Annotated in this window: 12 protein-coding genes and 1 tRNA gene; 10 read left to right on the plus strand and 3 right to left on the minus strand. The window is 72.6% G+C overall.

From position 1 onward, the window contains the following. The first annotated feature begins 106 nt into the window (after window positions 1-106). From HZU84_RS01550 to HZU84_RS01565, 4 genes are all read left to right on the plus strand, one after another. Complete coding sequence (locus HZU84_RS01550; RefSeq protein ID WP_149503988.1) at window positions 107-1,543, plus strand: GGDEF domain-containing protein; 1,437 nt, start codon at window positions 107-109, stop codon at window positions 1,541-1,543. A 125-nt stretch (window positions 1,544-1,668) separates the two neighbouring features. Then, window positions 1,669-3,267: a hypothetical protein gene (locus tag HZU84_RS01555; RefSeq protein ID WP_149503987.1), complete on the plus strand. Its 1,599-nt coding sequence runs from the start codon at window positions 1,669-1,671 to the stop codon at window positions 3,265-3,267. 8 nt (window positions 3,268-3,275) lie between these two features. Continuing rightward, on the plus strand, window positions 3,276-4,331 hold the full coding sequence (locus HZU84_RS01560; RefSeq protein WP_149503986.1) for a hypothetical protein: 1,056 nt from the start codon (window positions 3,276-3,278) through the stop codon (window positions 4,329-4,331). A 66-nt stretch (window positions 4,332-4,397) separates the two neighbouring features. After that, window positions 4,398-4,472 (plus strand) — tRNA-Arg (locus HZU84_RS01565). Between the two features lie 42 nt (window positions 4,473-4,514). On the opposite strand, the gene HZU84_RS01570 is transcribed toward HZU84_RS01565, so the two are convergent. From HZU84_RS01570 to HZU84_RS01580, 3 genes are read right to left on the minus strand one after another with little or no spacing between them, the layout of a single operon-like run. Beyond that, the gene (locus HZU84_RS01570; RefSeq protein ID WP_149503985.1) at window positions 4,515-8,984 is read right to left on the minus strand and encodes a translocation/assembly module TamB domain-containing protein; all 4,470 of its coding nucleotides are present in this window, start codon (window positions 8,982-8,984) and stop codon (window positions 4,515-4,517) included. A 38-nt stretch (window positions 8,985-9,022) separates the two neighbouring features. After that, window positions 9,023-10,927 (minus strand): autotransporter assembly complex protein TamA, encoded by a 1,905-nt coding sequence (locus HZU84_RS01575; RefSeq protein WP_149503984.1) that lies wholly within the window; start codon window positions 10,925-10,927, stop codon window positions 9,023-9,025. 5 nt (window positions 10,928-10,932) lie between these two features. Continuing rightward, the gene (locus HZU84_RS01580; protein ID WP_149503983.1) at window positions 10,933-12,123 is read right to left on the minus strand and encodes a vWA domain-containing protein; all 1,191 of its coding nucleotides are present in this window, start codon (window positions 12,121-12,123) and stop codon (window positions 10,933-10,935) included. Window positions 12,124-12,235: 112 nt separating this feature from the next. Here HZU84_RS01580 and HZU84_RS01585 point away from each other — a divergent pair, with 112 nt between their 5' ends. From HZU84_RS01585 to HZU84_RS01610, 6 genes are read left to right on the plus strand one after another with little or no spacing between them, the layout of a single operon-like run. Next, on the plus strand, window positions 12,236-12,811 hold the full coding sequence (locus tag HZU84_RS01585) for a GspH/FimT family pseudopilin (protein WP_180692746.1): 576 nt from the start codon (window positions 12,236-12,238) through the stop codon (window positions 12,809-12,811). Beyond that, window positions 12,808-13,299, plus strand: coding sequence for a type IV pilus modification protein PilV (pilV, locus tag HZU84_RS01590; protein WP_149503981.1), 492 nt, complete (start codon window positions 12,808-12,810; stop codon window positions 13,297-13,299). The genes HZU84_RS01585 and pilV overlap by 4 nt, the downstream gene beginning before the upstream one ends. Window positions 13,300-13,325: 26 nt before the next feature. Next, complete coding sequence (locus HZU84_RS01595; RefSeq protein ID WP_180692755.1) at window positions 13,326-14,354, plus strand: PilW family protein; 1,029 nt, start codon at window positions 13,326-13,328, stop codon at window positions 14,352-14,354. Window positions 14,355-14,362: 8 nt separating this feature from the next. Continuing rightward, on the plus strand, window positions 14,363-14,965 hold the full coding sequence (locus HZU84_RS01600) for a pilus assembly PilX family protein (protein ID WP_220786185.1): 603 nt from the start codon (window positions 14,363-14,365) through the stop codon (window positions 14,963-14,965). Between the two features lie 12 nt (window positions 14,966-14,977). Further along, window positions 14,978-17,923, plus strand: a complete 2,946-nt coding sequence (locus HZU84_RS01605) for a pilus assembly protein (RefSeq protein ID WP_149503978.1) — start codon at window positions 14,978-14,980, stop codon at window positions 17,921-17,923. Then, on the plus strand, window positions 17,920-18,354 hold the full coding sequence (locus HZU84_RS01610; protein WP_149503977.1) for a type IV pilin protein: 435 nt from the start codon (window positions 17,920-17,922) through the stop codon (window positions 18,352-18,354). The genes HZU84_RS01605 and HZU84_RS01610 overlap by 4 nt, the downstream gene beginning before the upstream one ends. Window positions 18,355-18,372: the final 18 nt, after the last annotated feature.

Here is an 18,372-nt window from a genome sequence, read left to right on the forward strand (position 1 = left end):
ATCATTTCGGACAGGCATTGGATTCGTGAAAAATGGCCGTCCGAACCGGGTGGTTCCAGGGTGTGGCGCTCCGGTCGGGGCGCTGGAGAGGACACAGGCACAAGCAATGGTCGAGGGGGTCGAGACCGGTACGGGCCGCTGGCACCAGGTGGTCCGCGAAGACATCGAGGCGAGGGTTGGCAGTCCGGACATCGCGGTGCTGTGCCGTCGCTGGCGCCAGAGCCGCGATGCGCAGGGGCGAGCGCCGCTGGCGGCCTTTGCCGATGGCCTGTGGCATCGCCTGCATGGCCGGCTGATGCTGCTGCGGCGCGAGCCTGCGTCCGACCCCGCGGACGGGGCGGGCGATGACTTCGTCTATGGACACTACGGCAGCGAGATCTGCCGCCATACCGGCATCGATCGCACCGGCACGCGGCTGTCGGAGCTCGGGCCGCAGCGTGCCGCGCTGCTGGGCGCGCTGCAGACCGAGGCGCTGCAGCGCGGCGAGCCGATCTACGCGGTCCATGTCGCCGAGCGGGGCCAGCCGGTCTTCACCTGGGAGCGGCTGATCCTGCCGCTGGCGCCGTCCGATGGCGGCGAGTGGGTGCTGGTCTACTGCCGGCCGCTGCAGATGCGCCATGAGCTGTATGCCGACGTGGTCGACGCCAGCGGCGATGCGCTGCTGGCGCTGCGTCGGGTCGACACGCCCGATGCCGGCGAACCGCAGGACGAGGGCGGTGGCTGGCTGGTGCTGATGGCCAATCCACGTCTGGCCGAGCTGTTCGAGATCGACCGCGATTCGCTGGCCGGTCGGCTGGTGCACCGGGTGCTGCCGGACTGGCGGCTGCTGCATGCCGAGCAGGAATGCCTGCAGGTGATGCGCAGCGGCCGGGCCGGCCGCATCACCCGGGTGCTGATGGCCGCCGACGGCCGGCTGCGCTACCTGCAGGTGCAGATCACGCCGATGAGCGGCGGAGTGCTGCTGAGCCTGTCCGACGAGACCGACCTGCACGAGGACCGCAACCGGCTGCGCCATCTGGCCGCCACCGATGCGCTGACCACGCTGGCCAACCGCCGCCTGTTCGACGAGCAGCTGCGCGACCAGGTCGAGCAGGCCCGCGCCAGCGGCCAGCCGCTGGTGCTGGTGATGGCCGACATCGATGCCTTCAAGGCCTACAACGACCGTTATGGGCACGCTGCCGGCGATGACTGCCTGCGCCAGTTCGCGCTGCTGTTCAAGGCGGTCTTCACCCGCCAGAGCGATCTGGCCGCGCGCTACGGCGGCGAGGAATTCGCGGTGCTGCTGCCCGGCACCGGCCTGGAGGGCGCCACCGCGCTGGTCGAGCGGCTGATCGAGCTGCTGCATCAGCGCCGGCTGCCGCATGCCGCTTCGCCGGTGGCCGAGCATGTGACGGCCAGCTTCGGCGCCGCGGCCTTCGATCCGGCGCGCGACCACGACGAGCTCAGCCTGCTGCGGCGTGCCGACAGCGCGCTCTACCAGGCCAAGCAGACCGGTCGCGACCGGCTCTGCGTGGTCAGCACCGACGGCACGCCGACACGCTGACACGCTGCCTGCAGGCGCCGACACCGCCTGAATTGGCCGTGGAACGCCGGCCTTTCGCGCGATCAGGCCGTGGTACGCGTCGATAGCATCGACTGGATTCCCCCCCAGATGCAGGAGTTCCCGTCATGCACCAGATGCGCCTTCTCTCCGCCTCCCTTGTCCTGGCCTTCGGGCTGTCTGCCTGTGGTGGCAGCGACAGCACCAGCGCGCCGGCCGTGCCAGTCGCCTCGGCCTCGTCCGGCGTGCTGGTCGATGACCTGATCGCCGGTGCGACCGTCTTCTGCGACGACAACAGCAATGGCGTGCTCGATGCCGGCGAGAAGTCGGCGGTGACCGACAGCGCAGGTGCCTATGCCTTCTCCAGCGCCTGCAGCTCGCAGATCGCCTCGGTGGCCGAGACCGGCTATGACCTGACGACGCTGAAGGCGCCCAAGGGCCAGTTCATCGCGCCGGCCGGCAGCGGCGTGGTGTCGCCCTTCACCACGCTGAAGGTGGTCAGCGGCCTGTCCGACACCGATTTCCAGGCGGTGCTGAGCGGTCTGGGCCTGGCGGGCGTCGACGTGACCTCCTTCAACCCCTTCAGCGCTTCCACCGACAGCGCCCGTGCGACCACCGCCGCCGCGGTGGCCAAGGTGCTGGCCGACATCGCCGAGCTCAGCGCCGAGGCCGGCGGCAGCCCGGCTGCAGCCTTCCGCGGCGCGGTCGCGGCCATCGCCACCCAGGCGCGCAGCAGCACCACGCCGGTCTTCGCCAGCGAGACCTCGCTGCGTGCGATGGTCAATGCCGCGGTCAGCGCCGGCCTGGAGGCCGGCAACAAGGACAGCAGCGGCAATGCGGTCTGGAGCGCCAGCCAGCTGGCCGCCGCGGTCGATCTCTCCACCCAGGGCCTGACGGTGCTGGCGCAGAAGACCCGCGAGGCCGCCTCGCTGTCGGCGGCCAAGGATCTGCTGTCGAGCTCCGCGGTGCTGACCCTGGTCGGCTCGGTCGACCTGAGCGACAGCAGCGCGGTGGCCGCGGCCAGGACCCAGCTCTCCAACGCGACCGAGCTGGCCAAGCCGCAGTACGTCTACCTGAGCGACGACAGCATCGAGATCGTTCCGCTGCAGGGCAAGGAGGTCACCGCGACCATGATCCAGTTCGAGAGCTCGGCCGGTCTGACGCTGAGCGGCCAGACCCTGGCCTCGCTCGAGCAGGTCTGGCTGCCGCTGACCGCCACCAGCCTGGCCCTGCCGAAGGGCGGCGCCGACCTGGTGCTGGGCATCGAGATCGAGAACACCGCCACCGGCGGCATCCTGCAGGCCCGGCTCGCCGGCGTGACGCTGTCGCGCGACAGCGAGGGCACGGTCAAGGCCATGATCGACGATGCGGCCCGGCTGCATCTCTACCTGAAGACCGGCACCGGCATCGAGATCGGCACCGGCACCAAGGCGATCACCGACATCAGCGCGAAGATCCTGTGCAGCTGCGACAGCGGCGTCGGCATCGACCTGCAGAAGATTGCCGACGGCCTGCGCAAGAACTTCCCCGACAACACCTCGCTGATCGACAAGACGCTGGCCGAGACCGGCACCTTCCGGGTGCGCATGGTCGCCACCGGCGCCGACATGCGCCGCGCCGACGGCACCCGCCTGGGCCTGTCGCGCATCGCGGTGCGCACGCCGGGCAGCAGCGCGACCGCGGCCGAGGTCGGCGGCGTCGCGATCCAGGGTCGGGTGACCTTCTGAGTCCAGCCATGAGGACAAGGGCTGGCGCCGGCTGGCTGCTGGCCCTGGCGGCCGCACCGGCCGGGGCGGTGGCGCTCGACACGCTGCCGCTGATCGACGAGCCGCCGGCCACCGGCCTGCGCTGGCAGGTCGAGGCAGGACATGACATCGCCCGACCGCTTGGCCGGGCGATCGGCAGCGAGCGCGAGGCGGCCGCCATCGAGCGGCTGTCGCTGTCCGCACGCTGGCCGGCCTGGCAGGCCGGGCTGACACTGCGCGACATGACGCTGCATGATGGCGAGGATCTGCACCGGCTGCAGGGCTGGGACGCCTCGCTGCGCTGGCATCTGCCGACCGATGCGTCCGGCCTGACCCGCTGGGCGCTCCAGGCCGGTGCCTGGGGGCATCAGGCCGACCGGCTGTCGCAGGCCACCCGCGGCAGCCTGAAGGTCAGCGGCCTGAACGCGCAGCTGACCCGCTTCGATGTCGAGCGCCCGCGCGATCGCCAGTGGCAGCTCGATCTGCTGGGCCAGCGCACGCTGCCCTGGCCCGGGCTGGTGCTGACGGCCGCGGCCGGGCTCGGTCGCAGCGAGGTGTCCAATGCCGCGCTGGGCGGAACGGCACGCGTCGGCGGCTGCAGCCACGATCTGGAATTCGGCGCCACGCAGCTGATCGCCCGACCCGGCGAGGACTGCACGCAGGCCTTCATCATCAGCGTGCCGAACCGGCTGCTGAAGTTCGATGCCCAGCGCGAGACCCGCTACCGGGCGCGCTTCATGCACCTGGGCGCGGCGCTGCACTGGCGCCAGGGCCGCTGGCAACTGTCCGGCGGTGCCGACCTGCAGCACTGGAGCCGCCCCGGTCTCGACGACCTGTCGAGCGTGCGTGCGCCGGTCACCCGGGTGCTCACGCTGGCGACGCGGCTCGCGCATGACCTCGGCCCGGACACGCGGCTGTCTGTGCAGCTGCGCCATGCCGACCACCGCCTGGTCGGCGAGGTGCCGATGCTCTACAACGCCCGCACCGCCAGCCGCTTCGCCACCCGCCAGACCCAGGTGGAGCTGGCGCTGGCGCACCGTTTCTAGCGCGGCAGGCCTCCAGCGCGAGACCGGCGCTCGGCGCTGCCGCTACAATGGCAGGCTTCGGTTCCTCTCCCTGTAGTTCAATGGATAGAACGGGCGCCTCCTAAGCGCCAGATACAGGTTCGATTCCTGTCGGGGGGACCAGCTCGCACTGGCCCGAATCCATCCCCCAAGGCCCCGGCGTGTTCATCGCGCCGGGGCCTTGTCCTTGGCGGGCTCGGCCGACTGGCCGATCGGCGGCAGCAGCGAGCCCGAGCCCCACTGCCAGGTCCAGATCAGGTCGAGCGCGTTCTCGGCGCCTGACTGGGCGCGCAGCGTGAAGCGCCGGGCCGCGCGGTAGATCAGCTGCCAGGTGCCGCTGGCGGCGTTGAGGCTGCGCTCGTAGCCGACATACCAGCGCTGGCTGATCTGCTTGCCCAGCGTGACCACCGTCTCGCGGCTGTCGCCTTCGCCGTCCTGGCGCACCGAGAACTGGTCCAGACCGATGCGCTCGACCAGCGAGGGCGCGTCGCTCTCGCCGGCGATGAGTGCGGTGGCGGCGCGCTGCAGCAGCGCCATGTCGGTGCGGCCCAGGCCATCGGAGGCGCTGCCCAGGATCAGCCAGGACAGCCGGTCGGTGTCGCTCATCGCGGGCTCGCTGATCAGCCGGATGCGGGGCAGCTGCGCGGTGCCGGTCACGCTGATGCCGACCCGCACATCCTCCAGGTCCGGCCGGATCGCCTCGATGTCCAGCCGCGGGTTGTCCGGCAGGCCGGTGAAGCTGATGACCGAGCGCTCGACGCGCAGCTTCTGGCCGTAGGCGGCGTAGGTGCCGTCGACCGCGCGGATGCTGCCGTTGACCGCCAGCCGGTTGGCCGGGCTGCTCAGGCGCAGCTCGCCGGTCAGCCGGGTGCTCAGGCCGCGGCCGACCAGCTGGAAGCGCTCGCCCAGATCGACGCGCAGGTCCAGCGCGGTGCTGCGCTGGCTGCCGCGGGCGGCGGTCTCGCGCTGGCGGTTCGCGCCGCGTCCCCGGTCGACATCGACATCGTCGCCCAGGCTGGGCGCATCGGACTGGCTGAAGTCGAAGCGGCCCTCGTCGACCTTCAGCGCGCCTTGCAGGCGGGTCTCGGCCGCATCGACGCGCAGGTCGGCACGGCCGCTGAGGCTGGCGCGGCGGTCGATGCGCTGCAGCGCGGCGAAGCGGTCGGCCGTCATGCGCAGCGTCAGCACCGGCCGGGCATCGAGCGTGGCCTGGCCGCTCAGCTCGAGCGAGCCGGTGCCGCCGCGCATCGTGAAGCGCTCGATGCGCGCGGTGTCGCCGTCGAGGCTGGCGCGCAGCGTGGCATCGCGCCAGTCGATGCCCTCCAGCACATTGCGCACCGCGATGCGGTCGCCCTGCAGATCGCCGGCGTAGCGGGGCTGACCGAACTGGCCGTCCAGCCGCGCCTGGCCACCGACCCGGCCGCTCAGGCGCCAGCCGGCCGGCAGCCAGCCGCCCCAGTGCTCGAGCTGCGCGACCTCCAGCGCCAGGCGGCCTTCCAGCGGCGCCTCGGCCGGCGGCCACATCCGGTCGGGCGAGGTGCGCACCGTCTGGCGGCCTTCGATGTGGCCGAGCTGGCTGCCGTCGATGCGCTGGCTGAACTGCCACAGGCCGTCGTCGGCCTGCATCTGCAGCGCGATCTCGCCCAGGCCGAGCCGGCGCGGCCCGGTGCCGAGTTCGGCATCCTCCAGGCTGAGGTCGCCGCTGGCACGGCGCAGCAGCGCCGACATCGTGGTGCGCCCGTCGCGGGACTGCAGGTCGAGCCGGCCGTCGAGCGTGAGGTCGCCGCTCCAGCCCAGATCGGGCTGGAGCTTCTGCAGCACCGGCGCCAGCGCCAGCGGCTCGAGCCGGGCCTGCAGCGCGAGCCGCGGCGCGGCGGCGGTGCCGGAGCCGGCCGACTGCCACTCCAGCTGGTCCAGCGCCAGCCGGGCGTCGAGCGTCTCCAGTCGTGCGGCCCCGGCGCGGGCCGACAGGCGGCCATCGGGCTGGCGCTGCAGCACTAGCGGCAGCTCGGCCAGCCGCAGCAGCGGCTGAAGGGCAGGGGGGCTGGCGCTGCTGCTGCCGTTGCTGCTGTTGTTGTTGTTGACGCTGCCGTTCCGGGGCGCCAGGGCGGCGGGCAGCGCGCCCAGCAGCGCCACATCGCGCAGGCGGCCCTGCCAGTCCAGCGGCGCCTCGGGTGCGGGCGGCCAGCTGCGGCCGCCTGCCGACAGGCGCCCCTCCAGCACCGCCCGTGCCTGCAGCCGACGCGGCGGGCTGGCCGCGCTGGCCGTGCCGTCCGGTGCCGGCGCCGGGCTGGCGGTCATCTCGCTGTCGAGTTCCAGCCTGTGCTCGGCCGGGTTGCCGCGGCCGCGCAGCGTCAGCCGCTCGAGCTGCAGACCGGGGCGTGCGAGGCCGGCCAGATCCAGGTCCAGCTCGATCGGGTCGGTGGCGCTGCGCAGGCCTGCATCGACCCGCAGACCGAGCTGGCGCAGGTCCAGGCCATCGGGTAGCTGCAGCTGGCGGCCGTCCAGGCGGGCCTGCAGCCGCAGCTGCGGCCAGCGGCCCTGCAGCGTGCCGCTGCCGTCGATCTCGCCGGCCAGCCGGGCCTCGCTGCCGGCCAGCCGCAGCCAGGGCTGCAGGGCCTGCAGCGCGCCGCTGCGCAGCGTGAACTGCCAGCGGTCCTCGCCGCCGGCACGGCGAGGCGTGCCGGTGGCGGGAAAGAGCTGGCCGCGCAGGCTCAGGTCGGTGGCGCCGGCCTGTCCGGCCGGGCCGGGGGCTGCGCCGACGCGCGCATCCAGCTCGGCCTGCAGCATGCGGTCGGCAGCGGCGCCTTGGGGCGGTCCCTTGATCTGCAGCAGGCCGGAGAGCGGCACCCCGGCCAGCAGGCTGGGCGCGATCTCGAGCCGGGCCTGGCCGTCCAGTGCGGCCAGCCAGGCGCCGGGGTCGCCCCCGGGCGGCGGCGTGGCCGGCAGGCCGAGCGCCAGATCCATCCGGCCGTCCAGACGATGCGGGCCGCGCTGCCAGGCGCCTTGCGCCTCGCCCGGCCACCAGAGCGAGGGGTCGAAGCGCTCCAGCGTCGCCCGGCTCTGCAGCTGCCAGCGCCGGCCGGCATCGACCCGCTCGGCCCGGCCCTCGGCCTGCAGCCGGGCGCTGTCGCTGCCGATGCGCAGCTTCTCGAGGTCGATGCGCTCGGGCGTGCCGCGCATCTGCAGCTGCAGCTGCAGATCGGGCAGGTCCTGGCGTTCATGGCGGCCGCGCAGATCGGTCTGCAGGGTCGCGCGCGGCGGCTGGTCGGCATGGTCGGCGGGCGGCTGGCTCCAGCTCAGGGTCAGCGGGCCGCTCAGCCGCATCGCCGGTGCCCGCGGATCGAGCCGGGCCGGCTGCAGCTCCTGCAGCGTGGCGCTCAGCGCCAGCTCGAGCCGGTTGCCGCTGTCCGGGCCGGAGCGGCTCCAGCGGCCCTTGCCGAGCACTGTGCCGGCCGGGCCGCTGCCATCGTGCAGCACCAGTCGCAGGGTCTCGAGCGTGCCGATGTCGGGATGCGCCGGATCGCCGGTCGCGCCGATGCGCAGCGACTCCAGCGGCAGGCGCTGCCGGTCGAGCCGCCCGGGCTGCCGGTTGGTCAGGTCGATCTGCAATTGCAGCGGCGCGGCTGCACGGCCGCTGGCGCTGGCGCCGCCGGCGCTGCCGGTGCCGCCCGGCTCGAGCCGGGCCTCGATGCTGCCGCTCAGCGCGGTCTGCGGCAGCTGGCTCGACAGCGGCGCCAGATCGACCTCCTGCAGCCGGGCCTGCAGCCGGGAGAGCGGCTGCGGCTGCTCCGGCCGCAGCTGGGCCTCGGCCTCGAGCGCCTGGCCGCGTGCGAGCAGCTTCACCTTGGCCTCCAGCCGGGCCAGCGGACCGCTCAGGCCCAGATCGAGCTGCCAGTCGGTCGGCAGCGTGGCGTGGCCGCTGCTGCTGGGGCCCGCCTCGGCGCGGGCGCTGAACTGCGCCTGCACCGGCAGCGGCGCGGCCGCGCCGATCTCGAACCGGCCGTCCAGCTGCAGCTGATCGCGGCGCAGCCGGATCGCATCGAGCCGGTGCAGGCCGGCGGGTCCGGCGGGCAGCGCCAGCCGGGCCGACAGATCCTGCAGCGGCTGCTCCCGCAGGCCGTCCAGCATCAGCCGGCCGATGCGGATCTCGTCGATGTGCAGCGACAGCGGCAGCACCAGCGAGCGCGGCAGCACCATCGGCGCGCTGTCGGCGGAGCGGCCCTGCAGGTCGATCGTCCCGATCTGCAGCCGCGCCAGCCGCAGCGCCGGCGCCTGGCCGCTCGGCCAGTCGAGCACCGGCGTGCGCCAGGACAGGCCGTCGATGTGCAGCGTCTGGCTCGGGCCGAGCGGGTAGCTCAGCGAGCGGATGTCCAGGTCGCCGGCCAGCGGACCGCGCAGCCCTTCGACCTGCAGCTCCGGCACCAGCGACAGCAGCCGGCGGCTGCCCGCTTCGGTCTTGATCGCCGACAGCAGCAGCAGCGCGCCGGCGGCCAGCGCCAGCAGCAGCAAGGCCAGCAGCACGACCAGCGCGCGCCCGAGCACCGGGCGTGCCGGCGCCGGGTGGGCGGACGGTGCAGAAGCGGCGGCAGCGGCTGCGCTGTCGCTGTTCGCCTGGGCGGTCGGATCAGGCATCAGGCATCCATCAATCAGTCAGGCGGTCAGTCAAGCGGTCAGTAGGTGATGCCGAGGCTGAAGTGCAGTCGCAGCCGGCGGGCCTGCTGGCCATAGGCCAGGTCCAGCCGCAGCGCGCCGACGGGGCTGCGCCAGCGCAGGCCCACGCCGTAGCCGAGCAGCGGGTTGAAGCCTTTCCAGGAGGCCTCGGCATTGCCGGCATCCACGAAGACCGCGCCCTGGAAGGCCGGATCGCCCCGGCGCAGCGGGTGACCGGCCTCGACGCTGGCCACCGCCAGCACCCGGCCGCCGACCGCAGCGCCATCGGCGTCGACCGGGCCGAGGTCCTGGCTGCCGTAGCCGCGCACGCTGTCGTCGCCGCCGGCGCGGAACAGCAGCGTGTAGGGCACCGCCACCGCATCGCGGGCGAAGACCTGGCCGAGCTGGACCCGGGCGCTGGCGTACCAGGGTCCGAGCCGCTCGTAGCGGGTCAGCCGGCCGGTGGCGCGTGCAAACGCGCCGGTCTCGCGCGGGGTGGCGCGGTAGGACTGGCCCGCGCCGGTCAGCAGCGACAGGCTGGTGCCGCGGGTCGGCAGCAGCGCGTTGTCGAGATCGCGCCAGATCCACTGGTAGTTCAGGCTCAGCGCGGTGGTGTCGTCATTGACCGAGCCGTCGTCGATCACCCGGGTGCGCACCCGCTGCCATTCCAGGTAATAGAGCCGCTCGAGCCGCTCGTCGTCCTTGCTGCGGCCGAGCCGTGCGCTCTGCGTGGTCACCGCCAGGCCGCTGGCCTCGGCATGCTGGGCCAGTGCGGCGGCGACATTGCGATAGGGGCCGGGATGCGGATGCGAGGTCAGGTCGAGCGCGGCCAGCCGGTCGGTCTGCGCCAGCTGCAGCCGGGTGCGTGCCTGCCAGCCCCAGCCGAACCAGCGCTGGTGCTGGTGCTCGAGCGTGATGCGCGGGCCGCTGGCATCGGACACGCCCAGGCCGAGCGTGGCCTGCTGCAGCGGCCGCTCGCGCAGCCGCACCGTGACCGGCATGGCCTCGGCCAGCGCCGGATCGGGCTCCATCTGCACCGCCACGGTGTCGAACAGCGAGGAGCGGCCGAGCCGCGCCTGGAATTCCTGCAGCGTCTGCTCGCGCAGCGGATCGCCGGGCGCGAAGTTCTCGAGGGCGCGCACCGCATCGACCCGCACATGGTCGAGCCCCTCGTAGCGGATCTCGCCGAAGCGGTAGAGCGGGCCGCTGTCGGCGACCAGAAACAGCCGGGCCTGGGCCTGGGCGGCATCGATCTGTGCGACGGTGCCGCTCCAGGCCGCGGTCGCGTGGCCCTGGGCGCGCAGCAGCGCCAGCGTGGCGCCCTTGGCGCTGCTCCAGCCGTCCTGGGTGAAGGGCCGACCCGGGCCGAGCGACCAGCTCTCGCGTGCCTGGCGCTGCAGTTCCTGCGCGCGCGCCTCTCCCGCGTCGGCGGCCAGCGACAGCGCGCCCTCGAACTCGATGCGCGCGCTCTCCACCCGGGTCTGCGGACCGGGATCGACGATCAGGCGCAGCCGGACCTGCGGCAGTGCCGGGCCGCCCGGCACGACCGGGACCCGCTCGCCACGGTCGGTCGCCTCGGTGCGCACCGTCGCGCCGAAGCGGCCTTCGGTCTCGAGCAGCGCGCGCGCCTGGGCCGGCGCGGCCTGGCGCAGGCGCATCAGCTCGGTGCGCGGCACCTGCGCGGTCTCCGGGCTGGCCAGATAGCGCGACAGGTCGAGATGGCGCTGCAGCAGCGCGCGCAGCGGCTCGGGCGCCTCGATCTCCAGCGTCCAGGTCACCTCCTCGGGCGAGGCCTCGTCGCGGACGACCGGCGCGGACGGCGCCGGAGCGGTGGCCAGGGCCTGTGCCTGGGCGGTCGTCGCGGCCAGCAGGGCCAGCGCGGTCAGCGCGGTCGGCCAGGTCAGCGGACGCACCCCTCGTCGCATCGGCCTCATTTCGACAGCAGCCGCATCGCCTGCTCGAGGCCGGCCACGGTCAGCGGGAACATGCGGTGGCCCATCAGCTGCTCGATCATCGCGATGCTCTGGCGGTAGGGCCAGACGCCCTGCGGCTCCGGATTGATCCAGGCCGACTTCGGGAAGGCCCGTGTCAGGCGCTGCAGCCAGTCGGCGCCGGCCTCCGGATTGTGGAACTCGACGCTGCCGCCGACCTGGGTGATCTCGTAGGGGCTCATCGTGGCATCGCCGACCAGGATCAGCTTCCAGTCCTTGTTGTACTTGCGGATCAGGTCCCAGGTGGGCAGCTTCTCGGCGTGGCGGCGGCGGTTGTTCTTCCACACATGGTCGTAGACGCAGTTGTGGAAGTAGTAGAACTCGAGGTGCTTGAATTCGCTTTTCGCGGCACTGAAGAGTTCCTCGACCTTCGGGATGTGGTCGTCCATCGTGCCGCCGACATCCATCAGCAGCAGCACCTTGACCTTGTTGTGGCGCTCGGGCACCAGGCGGATGTCGAGCAGGCCGGCATTCGCCGCGGTCGAGTGGATGGTGTCGTCCAGGTCGAGCTCGGTCTCGGCGCCCTCGCGCGCGAAGCGGCGCAGCCGGCGCAGCGCCACCTTGATGTTGCGCGTGCCCAGCTCGACCGTGTCGTCATAGTCCCGGTAGGCGCGCTGCTCCCAGACCTTGACCGCGCTGCGCTCGCGCCCGGGGCCGCCGATGCGGATGCCGCGCGGGTTGTGCCCGCCATGGCCGAAGGGGCTGGTGCCGCCGGTGCCGATCCACTTCGAGCCGCCCTCGTGGCGCTCCTTCTGCTCCTCGAGGCGCTTCCTGAGCGTCTCCATCAGCTCGTCCCAGCCCAGCGCCTGCAGCCGGCTGCGCTCCTCGGCGGAAAGCTCGCGCTCGAGCATGCGGCGCAGCCAGTCCTCGGGCAGCTCGCGCGTGTTCTCGGTCAGCATCTCCACGCCCTTGAAGTAGGCGGAGAAGGCGCGGTCGAAGCGGTCGAAGTGCGCCTCGTCCTTGACCATGATCGTGCGGGCGAGAAAGTAGAAGTCGTCGAGGCCGGGCAGGCGACGGCCTTCGTCGTCGTCGAGCACGCCGAGCTTCAGCGCCTCGAGCAGCACCAGCAGCTCGCGCACCGACACCGGCAGCCGGGCGGCGCGCAGGGTCTGGAGGAAGTCGATCAGCATGTCCGACAGTCTAGCCAGAGCGGAGCGCAAGCGGCGATCTGGCCGGACTTGTCCCGGATGTTCCTGCGCTGCCCGGCTTCAGCGCGCCGGTGTCGAGGCCGAAATTCCCCGGATGAACCCTGATGCGCTGTTTCTGCCATCGTCCTGTCCGCCGTCCCGGTGGCTGCCGCCTGCCCGGTCTGCGGCCCGGCCGGCGTGCGGCTTCGGCCTGATCGAGCTGCTGGTGACGATGGCGCTGGTGGCGCTGGTGGCTGCCTTCGTGCTGCCTTCGCTGGCGACGTTCGCGGCGCGCCAGCGCCTGGCGGCGGTGTCGGCGGAGTTCTCGGCCGCGCTGGCGCTGGCGCGCTCGGAGGCGGTGCGCACCGGCCTGCCGGTGCTGCTGCTGCCGCTGGCGGCCGCACCGGCGGCCGGCAACGAGTACGGCGGCGGCTGGCAGGTGGTGATCGATGCCGACGGCTCCGGCACCGCCGGGCCGGCCGAGACGGTGGTGCGGCGCTTTGCCGCGCCGCCGGCGCCGCTGCGCTTCGGCGGCGATGCGCCGGTGAGCTTCGCGCCCAGCGGCTTTCTCGGCCGCAGCGTCACGCTGACGATGCGCCTGTGCCCCGGCAACGGCGCGACGCAGGGCAGCGCCTTTGCGATCCAGCCGACCGGCCTGGCCGATGTGAGCCGCATCGGAGACTGCCGGTGAGACGGCCGCGCCCGCAGTCCGGCTTCGCGATGACCGAGGCGCTGGTCACGCTGGTGGTGCTGTCGCTGGCGGCGCTGGGCCATGCGGCGCTGCAGCTGCGCAGCCTGGGCGCGCAGTCCGGCGCCGCCTGGATGAGCCAGGCCACCGTGCTGGCCTCGGATGCGGCCGACCGGATGCGCGCCAATCCGGCCGGCGTCGCGGCCGGCCGCTATGACGCACTGCTGGTGCCGGTGGCGCTCAGCCCGGCCTGCAGCCTGGCCGTGCCATGCAGCGACGCGCAGATCGCGCAGCGCGACTTCTTCCGCTGGCGTGCCGACCTGGCGGCGCTGATGCCCCAGGGCCAGGGCGTGATCTGCCGCGATGCCACGCCTGAGGACGGCAGCGCCGCCGCCCCGGCCTGCGACGGCAGCGGCACGCGGCTGGCGGTCAAGATCTTCTGGCGCGAACGCGAGCGGACCTCGCGGCTGGTGATGGTGGTGCAGCCATGAGCCTGCGGCGGCCTCTGCGACACCGCATGCGCGGCATGACCCTGGTCGAGCTGATGATCGGCCTGACGATCGGGCTGTTCCTGGTCGGCATCGCCGGATCGCTGTTCCTGGGCAGCCGCCTGACCTTCAACGCGCAGTCGCAGGTGGCGCGGCTGCAGGAGGGCGGGCGCTTCGTGGCCGAGCGGCTCGGCACCGACCTGCGCATGGCCGGATTCCGCGGCTGCCGCGGCCAGGGTGCGGGCACCACGCTGACCAATCTGCTCAGGAACCCGGGCAACTTCCAGATCGACTTCGCGCGGGGCCTGCAGGTCTCGCGGCATGACGGCGGGGCCTGGCAGCCGGCGCTCGACGCCTCGGTCTCCGGGCTGTCGCCGGCACCGGACCGGGCGGGCGATGTGGTCACGGTGCGTCGCACCGTCGGCCCGGGCTGGGCGCTGACGGCGGCGATGGTCTCGGGCGCCTCGGTGGTCAACGTGACGCCGACCTCGGTCATCCAGCGCGGTGATCTGCTGCTGCTGTCGGACTGCAGCAGCGCGGTGGTCTTCCAGGCCAGCAATGCCACGCCCGGCGGCGACGGTGCGATCGAGCACAGCGCGGCCGGCAGCCTGCAGCCGGGCAATGCCCAGGCCGATCTGGGCCGCGTCTTCCTGCAGGACGCGGTGGTGCACCGCCTGGCCACCACCACCTACTACCTGGCACCGAGCCGGCGCACCGGTCGCGCCGGCATGATGGCGCTGTGGTCGAACACCGCGCCGGCCTATGACGGCTCGGCGCAGCCGCAGGAGCTGCTGACCGGCGTCGAGCGCCTGTCGCTGCGGCTGGGGCTGGACACCAACGCCGACGGCACCGCCGAGGCCTTCGTGGCGCCGGCGCAGGTGGCCGACTGGCTGCAGGTGGTCTCGGCCGAGGTGGCGCTGCTGCTGGTGGGGGCCGACGATCAGGTCACCACTGCGGTGCAGCCGGTGATGTTCGACGGCGTGCAGATCGTGCCGACCGACCGGCGCCTGCGCAGCGTCGTGTCCTTTTCCGCCTCGCTGCGCAACAGCAGCCGATGAGGACGACGATGCCGCGCGCCCACGCCTGCACCCGCCTTCGCCCGCACCTGCCTCTGCGTCCGCCTTTGCGTGCCCGGGGATTTTCTCTGGTCACCGTGTTGCTGCTGATCGCGGTGCTGGCCTCGCTCGGGGTCGGCGCGATGAACGCCGGCCTGCTGCAGGAACGCATGGCCGGCCATGCCCGCGATCGCCAGCAGGCGATGCAGGCGGCCGAGGCCGCGCTGCGCGACGCCGAGGCCGACATCCAGGCCAACCTGAGCTACGACAGCGCCTTCACCGTCGGCTGCACCGCGGGCCTGTGCCTGCCGCCTTCGATGAGCTCGACTGCGCCGACCTCGCGGCCGCTGTGGCAGACGATCGACTGGTCGGCCTCGGCCGGCCAGAGCCGCGCCTACGGCAGCGCCACCGGCGCCTCCGCGCTGCCGGGCCTGGCCGCACCGCCGCGCTACATCGTCGAGCGCCTGCCGCCGCTGACCCCGACCTCCGGCACCTCCGCCAGCCTGTCGGCCTCGCTGGCGGATCTGCCGCAGGTCTTTCGCATCACCGCGCGCGGCGTCGGACTGCGCAGCTCGACGGTGGTGGTGCTGCAGTCGACCTACATCAAGCGATGAATCGATGACGCGATGAAGACGAATCCCCGCATTTGCCTGTTCCCGCTGCCCGCGCTGCTGGCGCTGGCCGCCGGCCCGGTCCTGGCGCAGACGGTCAGCCTGGCGCAGTCGCCGCTGTATCTGGAGGCGGGCGTCAAGCCGAACGTGCTGGTGGTCTACGACAACTCGCCGTCGATGGAGTTCATGCTGCCGGGCGGGCAGGGCACCGTCCTGCTGGCGCATCCGAACACGCGGGGCAACATCGCGCGGGCGGCGCTGCGCGACATCATCAGCACCTACCGCAGCCAGTTCCGCTGGGGCCTCGCCACCTTCGAGAACCAGGGCCTCTATGGCCCGACCTACGACAGACGGTCTTCGCTGCCGGTGATGTACTACAGCCGCAGCACGGCCGGCATGGGCCTGCTGCGTCGGGCGGTCCAGGACGACTCGACCGCGCACCAGTCGGCGCTGCTCAGCCTGCTGGCCACGGAAACCGAGAACATCAACACTCCGGAGATCAAGAACGGATCGATCGGGACACCGCTGCCCGGCGCGATGCGGACCGCCTACCAGTACTACGCCAACACGCTGTCGGGCACGTCCTCCCCCATCACCAACCGCACCTGCCAGCGCAACTATGTGCTGCTGGCGACCGATGGCGATCCGACCATCCGCATCGGCGGGACGGCCTACTCCAATGCGGAACTCATGAACCGCCAGGTCAACGGCAACTGGGTCTTCGGTCAGGCGGCCCAGGATGTGTTCACCGAGATCGGCCGTCTGCGCACGCTGACGGTGAGCGGCAATGCCGCGATCAACGGACAGTACGACGTGCAGACCTATGTCGTCGGCCTGGGCGAGGTGGCGACCAATCAGGCCTCGATCGCCGCGATGAACCGCATGGCCACCGTCGGCGGCACGGGCAGTGCCTACATGGCCACCGACCGCGCCACCCTCAGCGCTGCCTTCGCGCAGATCACCGCCGACATCCAGGCCCGCACCGCCGCCTCGGCCGGGGTGGCGATCAGCACCGGGGCCTGGAAGAGCGGCACCCAGGTCTTCCAGGCGCGCTTCAACACCGGTGACTGGTCGGGCGAGCTCCGGGCGCTGGAGATGCTCTCCAGTGGCGAACTGGCCACCACGCCGACCTGGGAGGCTGGCCAGCGTCTGGGCCTGAAGGACTGGAGCACCGGCCGGCAGATCCTCACCTACCGCGCCGCCTCGGCGCTGGGCAGCCGGGGCGTGCCGTTTCGCTGGCCGGCCAATGCCGCCGCGCCTGGCGCCAGCGAGATCCCGCTGACGCTGGTGGCCGCGCTCAATCGCAACGGCGCCGGCGTGGTCGACACCCACGGCGCGCTGCGGCTGAACTACCTGCGCGGCGACGCCAGCCGCGAACTGCGCCGCTGCCCGGCCTGCACCGCGCCGTCGGCCTTCCGCAACCGGCCGACGACGGTGCTGGGCGACATCGTCAACTCGACGCCGCTGCTGGTCACCAGCGGCGGGCGCTTCGTGCGCGACAGCGCCGAGGCCGCCGCCTACGACACCTTCCGCCGCGCGCGGGCGGCGATGGCGCCGGTGGTCTATGTCGGCGCCAACGACGGCCAGCTGCATGCCTTCGATGCCCGCACCGGCGACGAGCTCTTCGCCTATGTGCCCGGCCTGGTCGCCGACCGGCTGGCGGCGCTGCCCGAGGCCGGCTACACCCATCAGTACAGCGTCGACGGTCCGCTGGCCGCCGGCGACGTGCATTACGCCGGCGGCTGGAAGACGCTGCTGGTGGGCACCGCCGGTGCCGGCGCCAAGGGCCTGTATGCGCTGGACATCAGCGATCCGGCGAACTTCACCGAGGCGACCGCCTCGAGGGTCGCGCGCTGGGAGATCGACGGCAGCGACGCCTCGGTCGGCCACATCCTGCAGCAGCCGCTGATCGCCAAGGCGCGCAACGGCCGCTGGATGGTCTTTTCCGGCAACGGCCTCAACAGCAGCGCCGGCGTGGCGCAGCTGCTGGCCATCGATGCCGAGACCGGCGCGGTCAGCCGGATCAGCACCCTGACCGGCACCGCAGCCAGCCCGAACGGCCTGCTCGGCCTGACCGCCATCAGCACCGCAGGCGACGGCGTGGTCGACATCATCTATGCCGGCGACCAGCAGGGGCGCCTGTGGAAGTTCGACCTGTCCGCCAGCGATCCGCTGGGCTGGAAAGTGGCCTACGGTTCGGCAGCAGTACCGCAGCCGCTGTTCTCCGCCGCCTCCGGCCAGGCCATTACCGCCCGGCCGGACGTGACCCCGCATCCGGCCGGCGGCTACCTGGTCAGCTTCGGCACCGGCAGCTACCTCAGCCGCGATGACCTGGGCACCACCACCACGCAGAGCCTCTACGGCATCCGCGACAGCGGCACGACGGTGTCTGCCAACGAGCTGGTCGGCCAGTCGGTGCTGGGCACGCAGACCGGCGGCGACGGCCGCACCTACCGGTTCAGCACCTATGCGGTGGGCCGGCCCTCGACGCTGTTCAATGGCGACAACCAGCTCACCGAGGCGGCGTTCCGCACCGGGAAGAAGGGCTGGCGGCTGGACCTGCCCGCCAGCGGCGAGCGCATCGTCACCGAGGTGCTGATCCGCGCCGGCAAGGTGATCGTCTCGACCCTGATCCCGAGCAGCGATCCCTGCGCCTACGGCGGCGACGGCTGGGTGATGGAACTCGATGCCATCACCGGCAACCGCGCCGACAGCCCGGCGCTGGACACCAACGGCGACAACCGCGTCGATGCGGCCGACCGGCTCACGCTGTCGGGCCAGCTCGCGCATGTCTCCGGCGTGCGGGTCGGCGGCATTCCGTCGGCACCGAGCATCGTGCGCGCATCCGACCGCGCGCTCGACGACAAGATCGTCAACACCTCGTCCGGGACCACGGTGCGCATCCGCGAGAGCGGCATCACCGCGACCTCCGGCCGGGCAAGCTGGGAGCAGCTGCAATGAATGTCCATCGTCCCCTGTTCAGCCGCCGGTCCCGCGGCTTCACGCTGATCGAGCTGATGATCGCGGTGGCGGTCATCGGCATCCTGGCCGGGGTGGCGCTGCCGAGCTACCGCGAGCAGGTCGCCTCGGCCCGGCGCGCCGATGCCAAGGCCGCGCTGCTGGAGCTGGCACAGCGCATGGAGCGTGTCTACACCGAGCAGGGCACCTACGCCAACATCCGTCTGGGCAGCGCTGCCGGCGATCTCTATCCGACGGTCTCGCCGCAGCGGCACTACACCCTGTCGATCGTGCGCCAGGATGCCAGCGGCTTCCAGATCCGCGCCACCCGCAGCGGCGCGCAGGCCGCGGACGCCTGCGGCAACTACACCTACGACCAGGCCGGCACCCGCGGTCTGGAGTCCTCGGCGCGACCGGTCGAGAAATGCTGGTGATGCGGACAGAGTCTCCGT

This window comes from Sphaerotilus sulfidivorans (assembly GCF_013426975.1).
GTDB lineage: Bacteria > Pseudomonadota > Gammaproteobacteria > Burkholderiales > Burkholderiaceae_C > Sphaerotilus > Sphaerotilus sulfidivorans.

Coding starts and splice junctions, on each gene's coding strand:
- HZU84_RS01585 (WP_180692746.1), top strand. CDS start 12,236: ATGAACCCTGATGCGCTGTTTCTGCCATCGTCCTGTCCGCCGTCCCGG.
- HZU84_RS01555 (WP_149503987.1), top strand. CDS start 1,669: ATGCACCAGATGCGCCTTCTCTCCGCCTCCCTTGTCCTGGCCTTCGGG.
- HZU84_RS01575 (WP_149503984.1), bottom strand. CDS start 10,927: ATGCGACGAGGGGTGCGTCCGCTGACCTGGCCGACCGCGCTGACCGCG.
- HZU84_RS01600 (WP_220786185.1), top strand. CDS start 14,363: ATGCCGCGCGCCCACGCCTGCACCCGCCTTCGCCCGCACCTGCCTCTG.
- HZU84_RS01560 (WP_149503986.1), top strand. CDS start 3,276: ATGAGGACAAGGGCTGGCGCCGGCTGGCTGCTGGCCCTGGCGGCCGCA.
- HZU84_RS01580 (WP_149503983.1), bottom strand. CDS start 12,123: ATGCTGATCGACTTCCTCCAGACCCTGCGCGCCGCCCGGCTGCCGGTG.
- HZU84_RS01605 (WP_149503978.1), top strand. CDS start 14,978: ATGAAGACGAATCCCCGCATTTGCCTGTTCCCGCTGCCCGCGCTGCTG.
- HZU84_RS01570 (WP_149503985.1), bottom strand. CDS start 8,984: ATGCCTGATCCGACCGCCCAGGCGAACAGCGACAGCGCAGCCGCTGCC.
- HZU84_RS01595 (WP_180692755.1), top strand. CDS start 13,326: ATGCGCGGCATGACCCTGGTCGAGCTGATGATCGGCCTGACGATCGGG.
- HZU84_RS01610 (WP_149503977.1), top strand. CDS start 17,920: ATGAATGTCCATCGTCCCCTGTTCAGCCGCCGGTCCCGCGGCTTCACG.
- HZU84_RS01550 (WP_149503988.1), top strand. CDS start 107: ATGGTCGAGGGGGTCGAGACCGGTACGGGCCGCTGGCACCAGGTGGTC.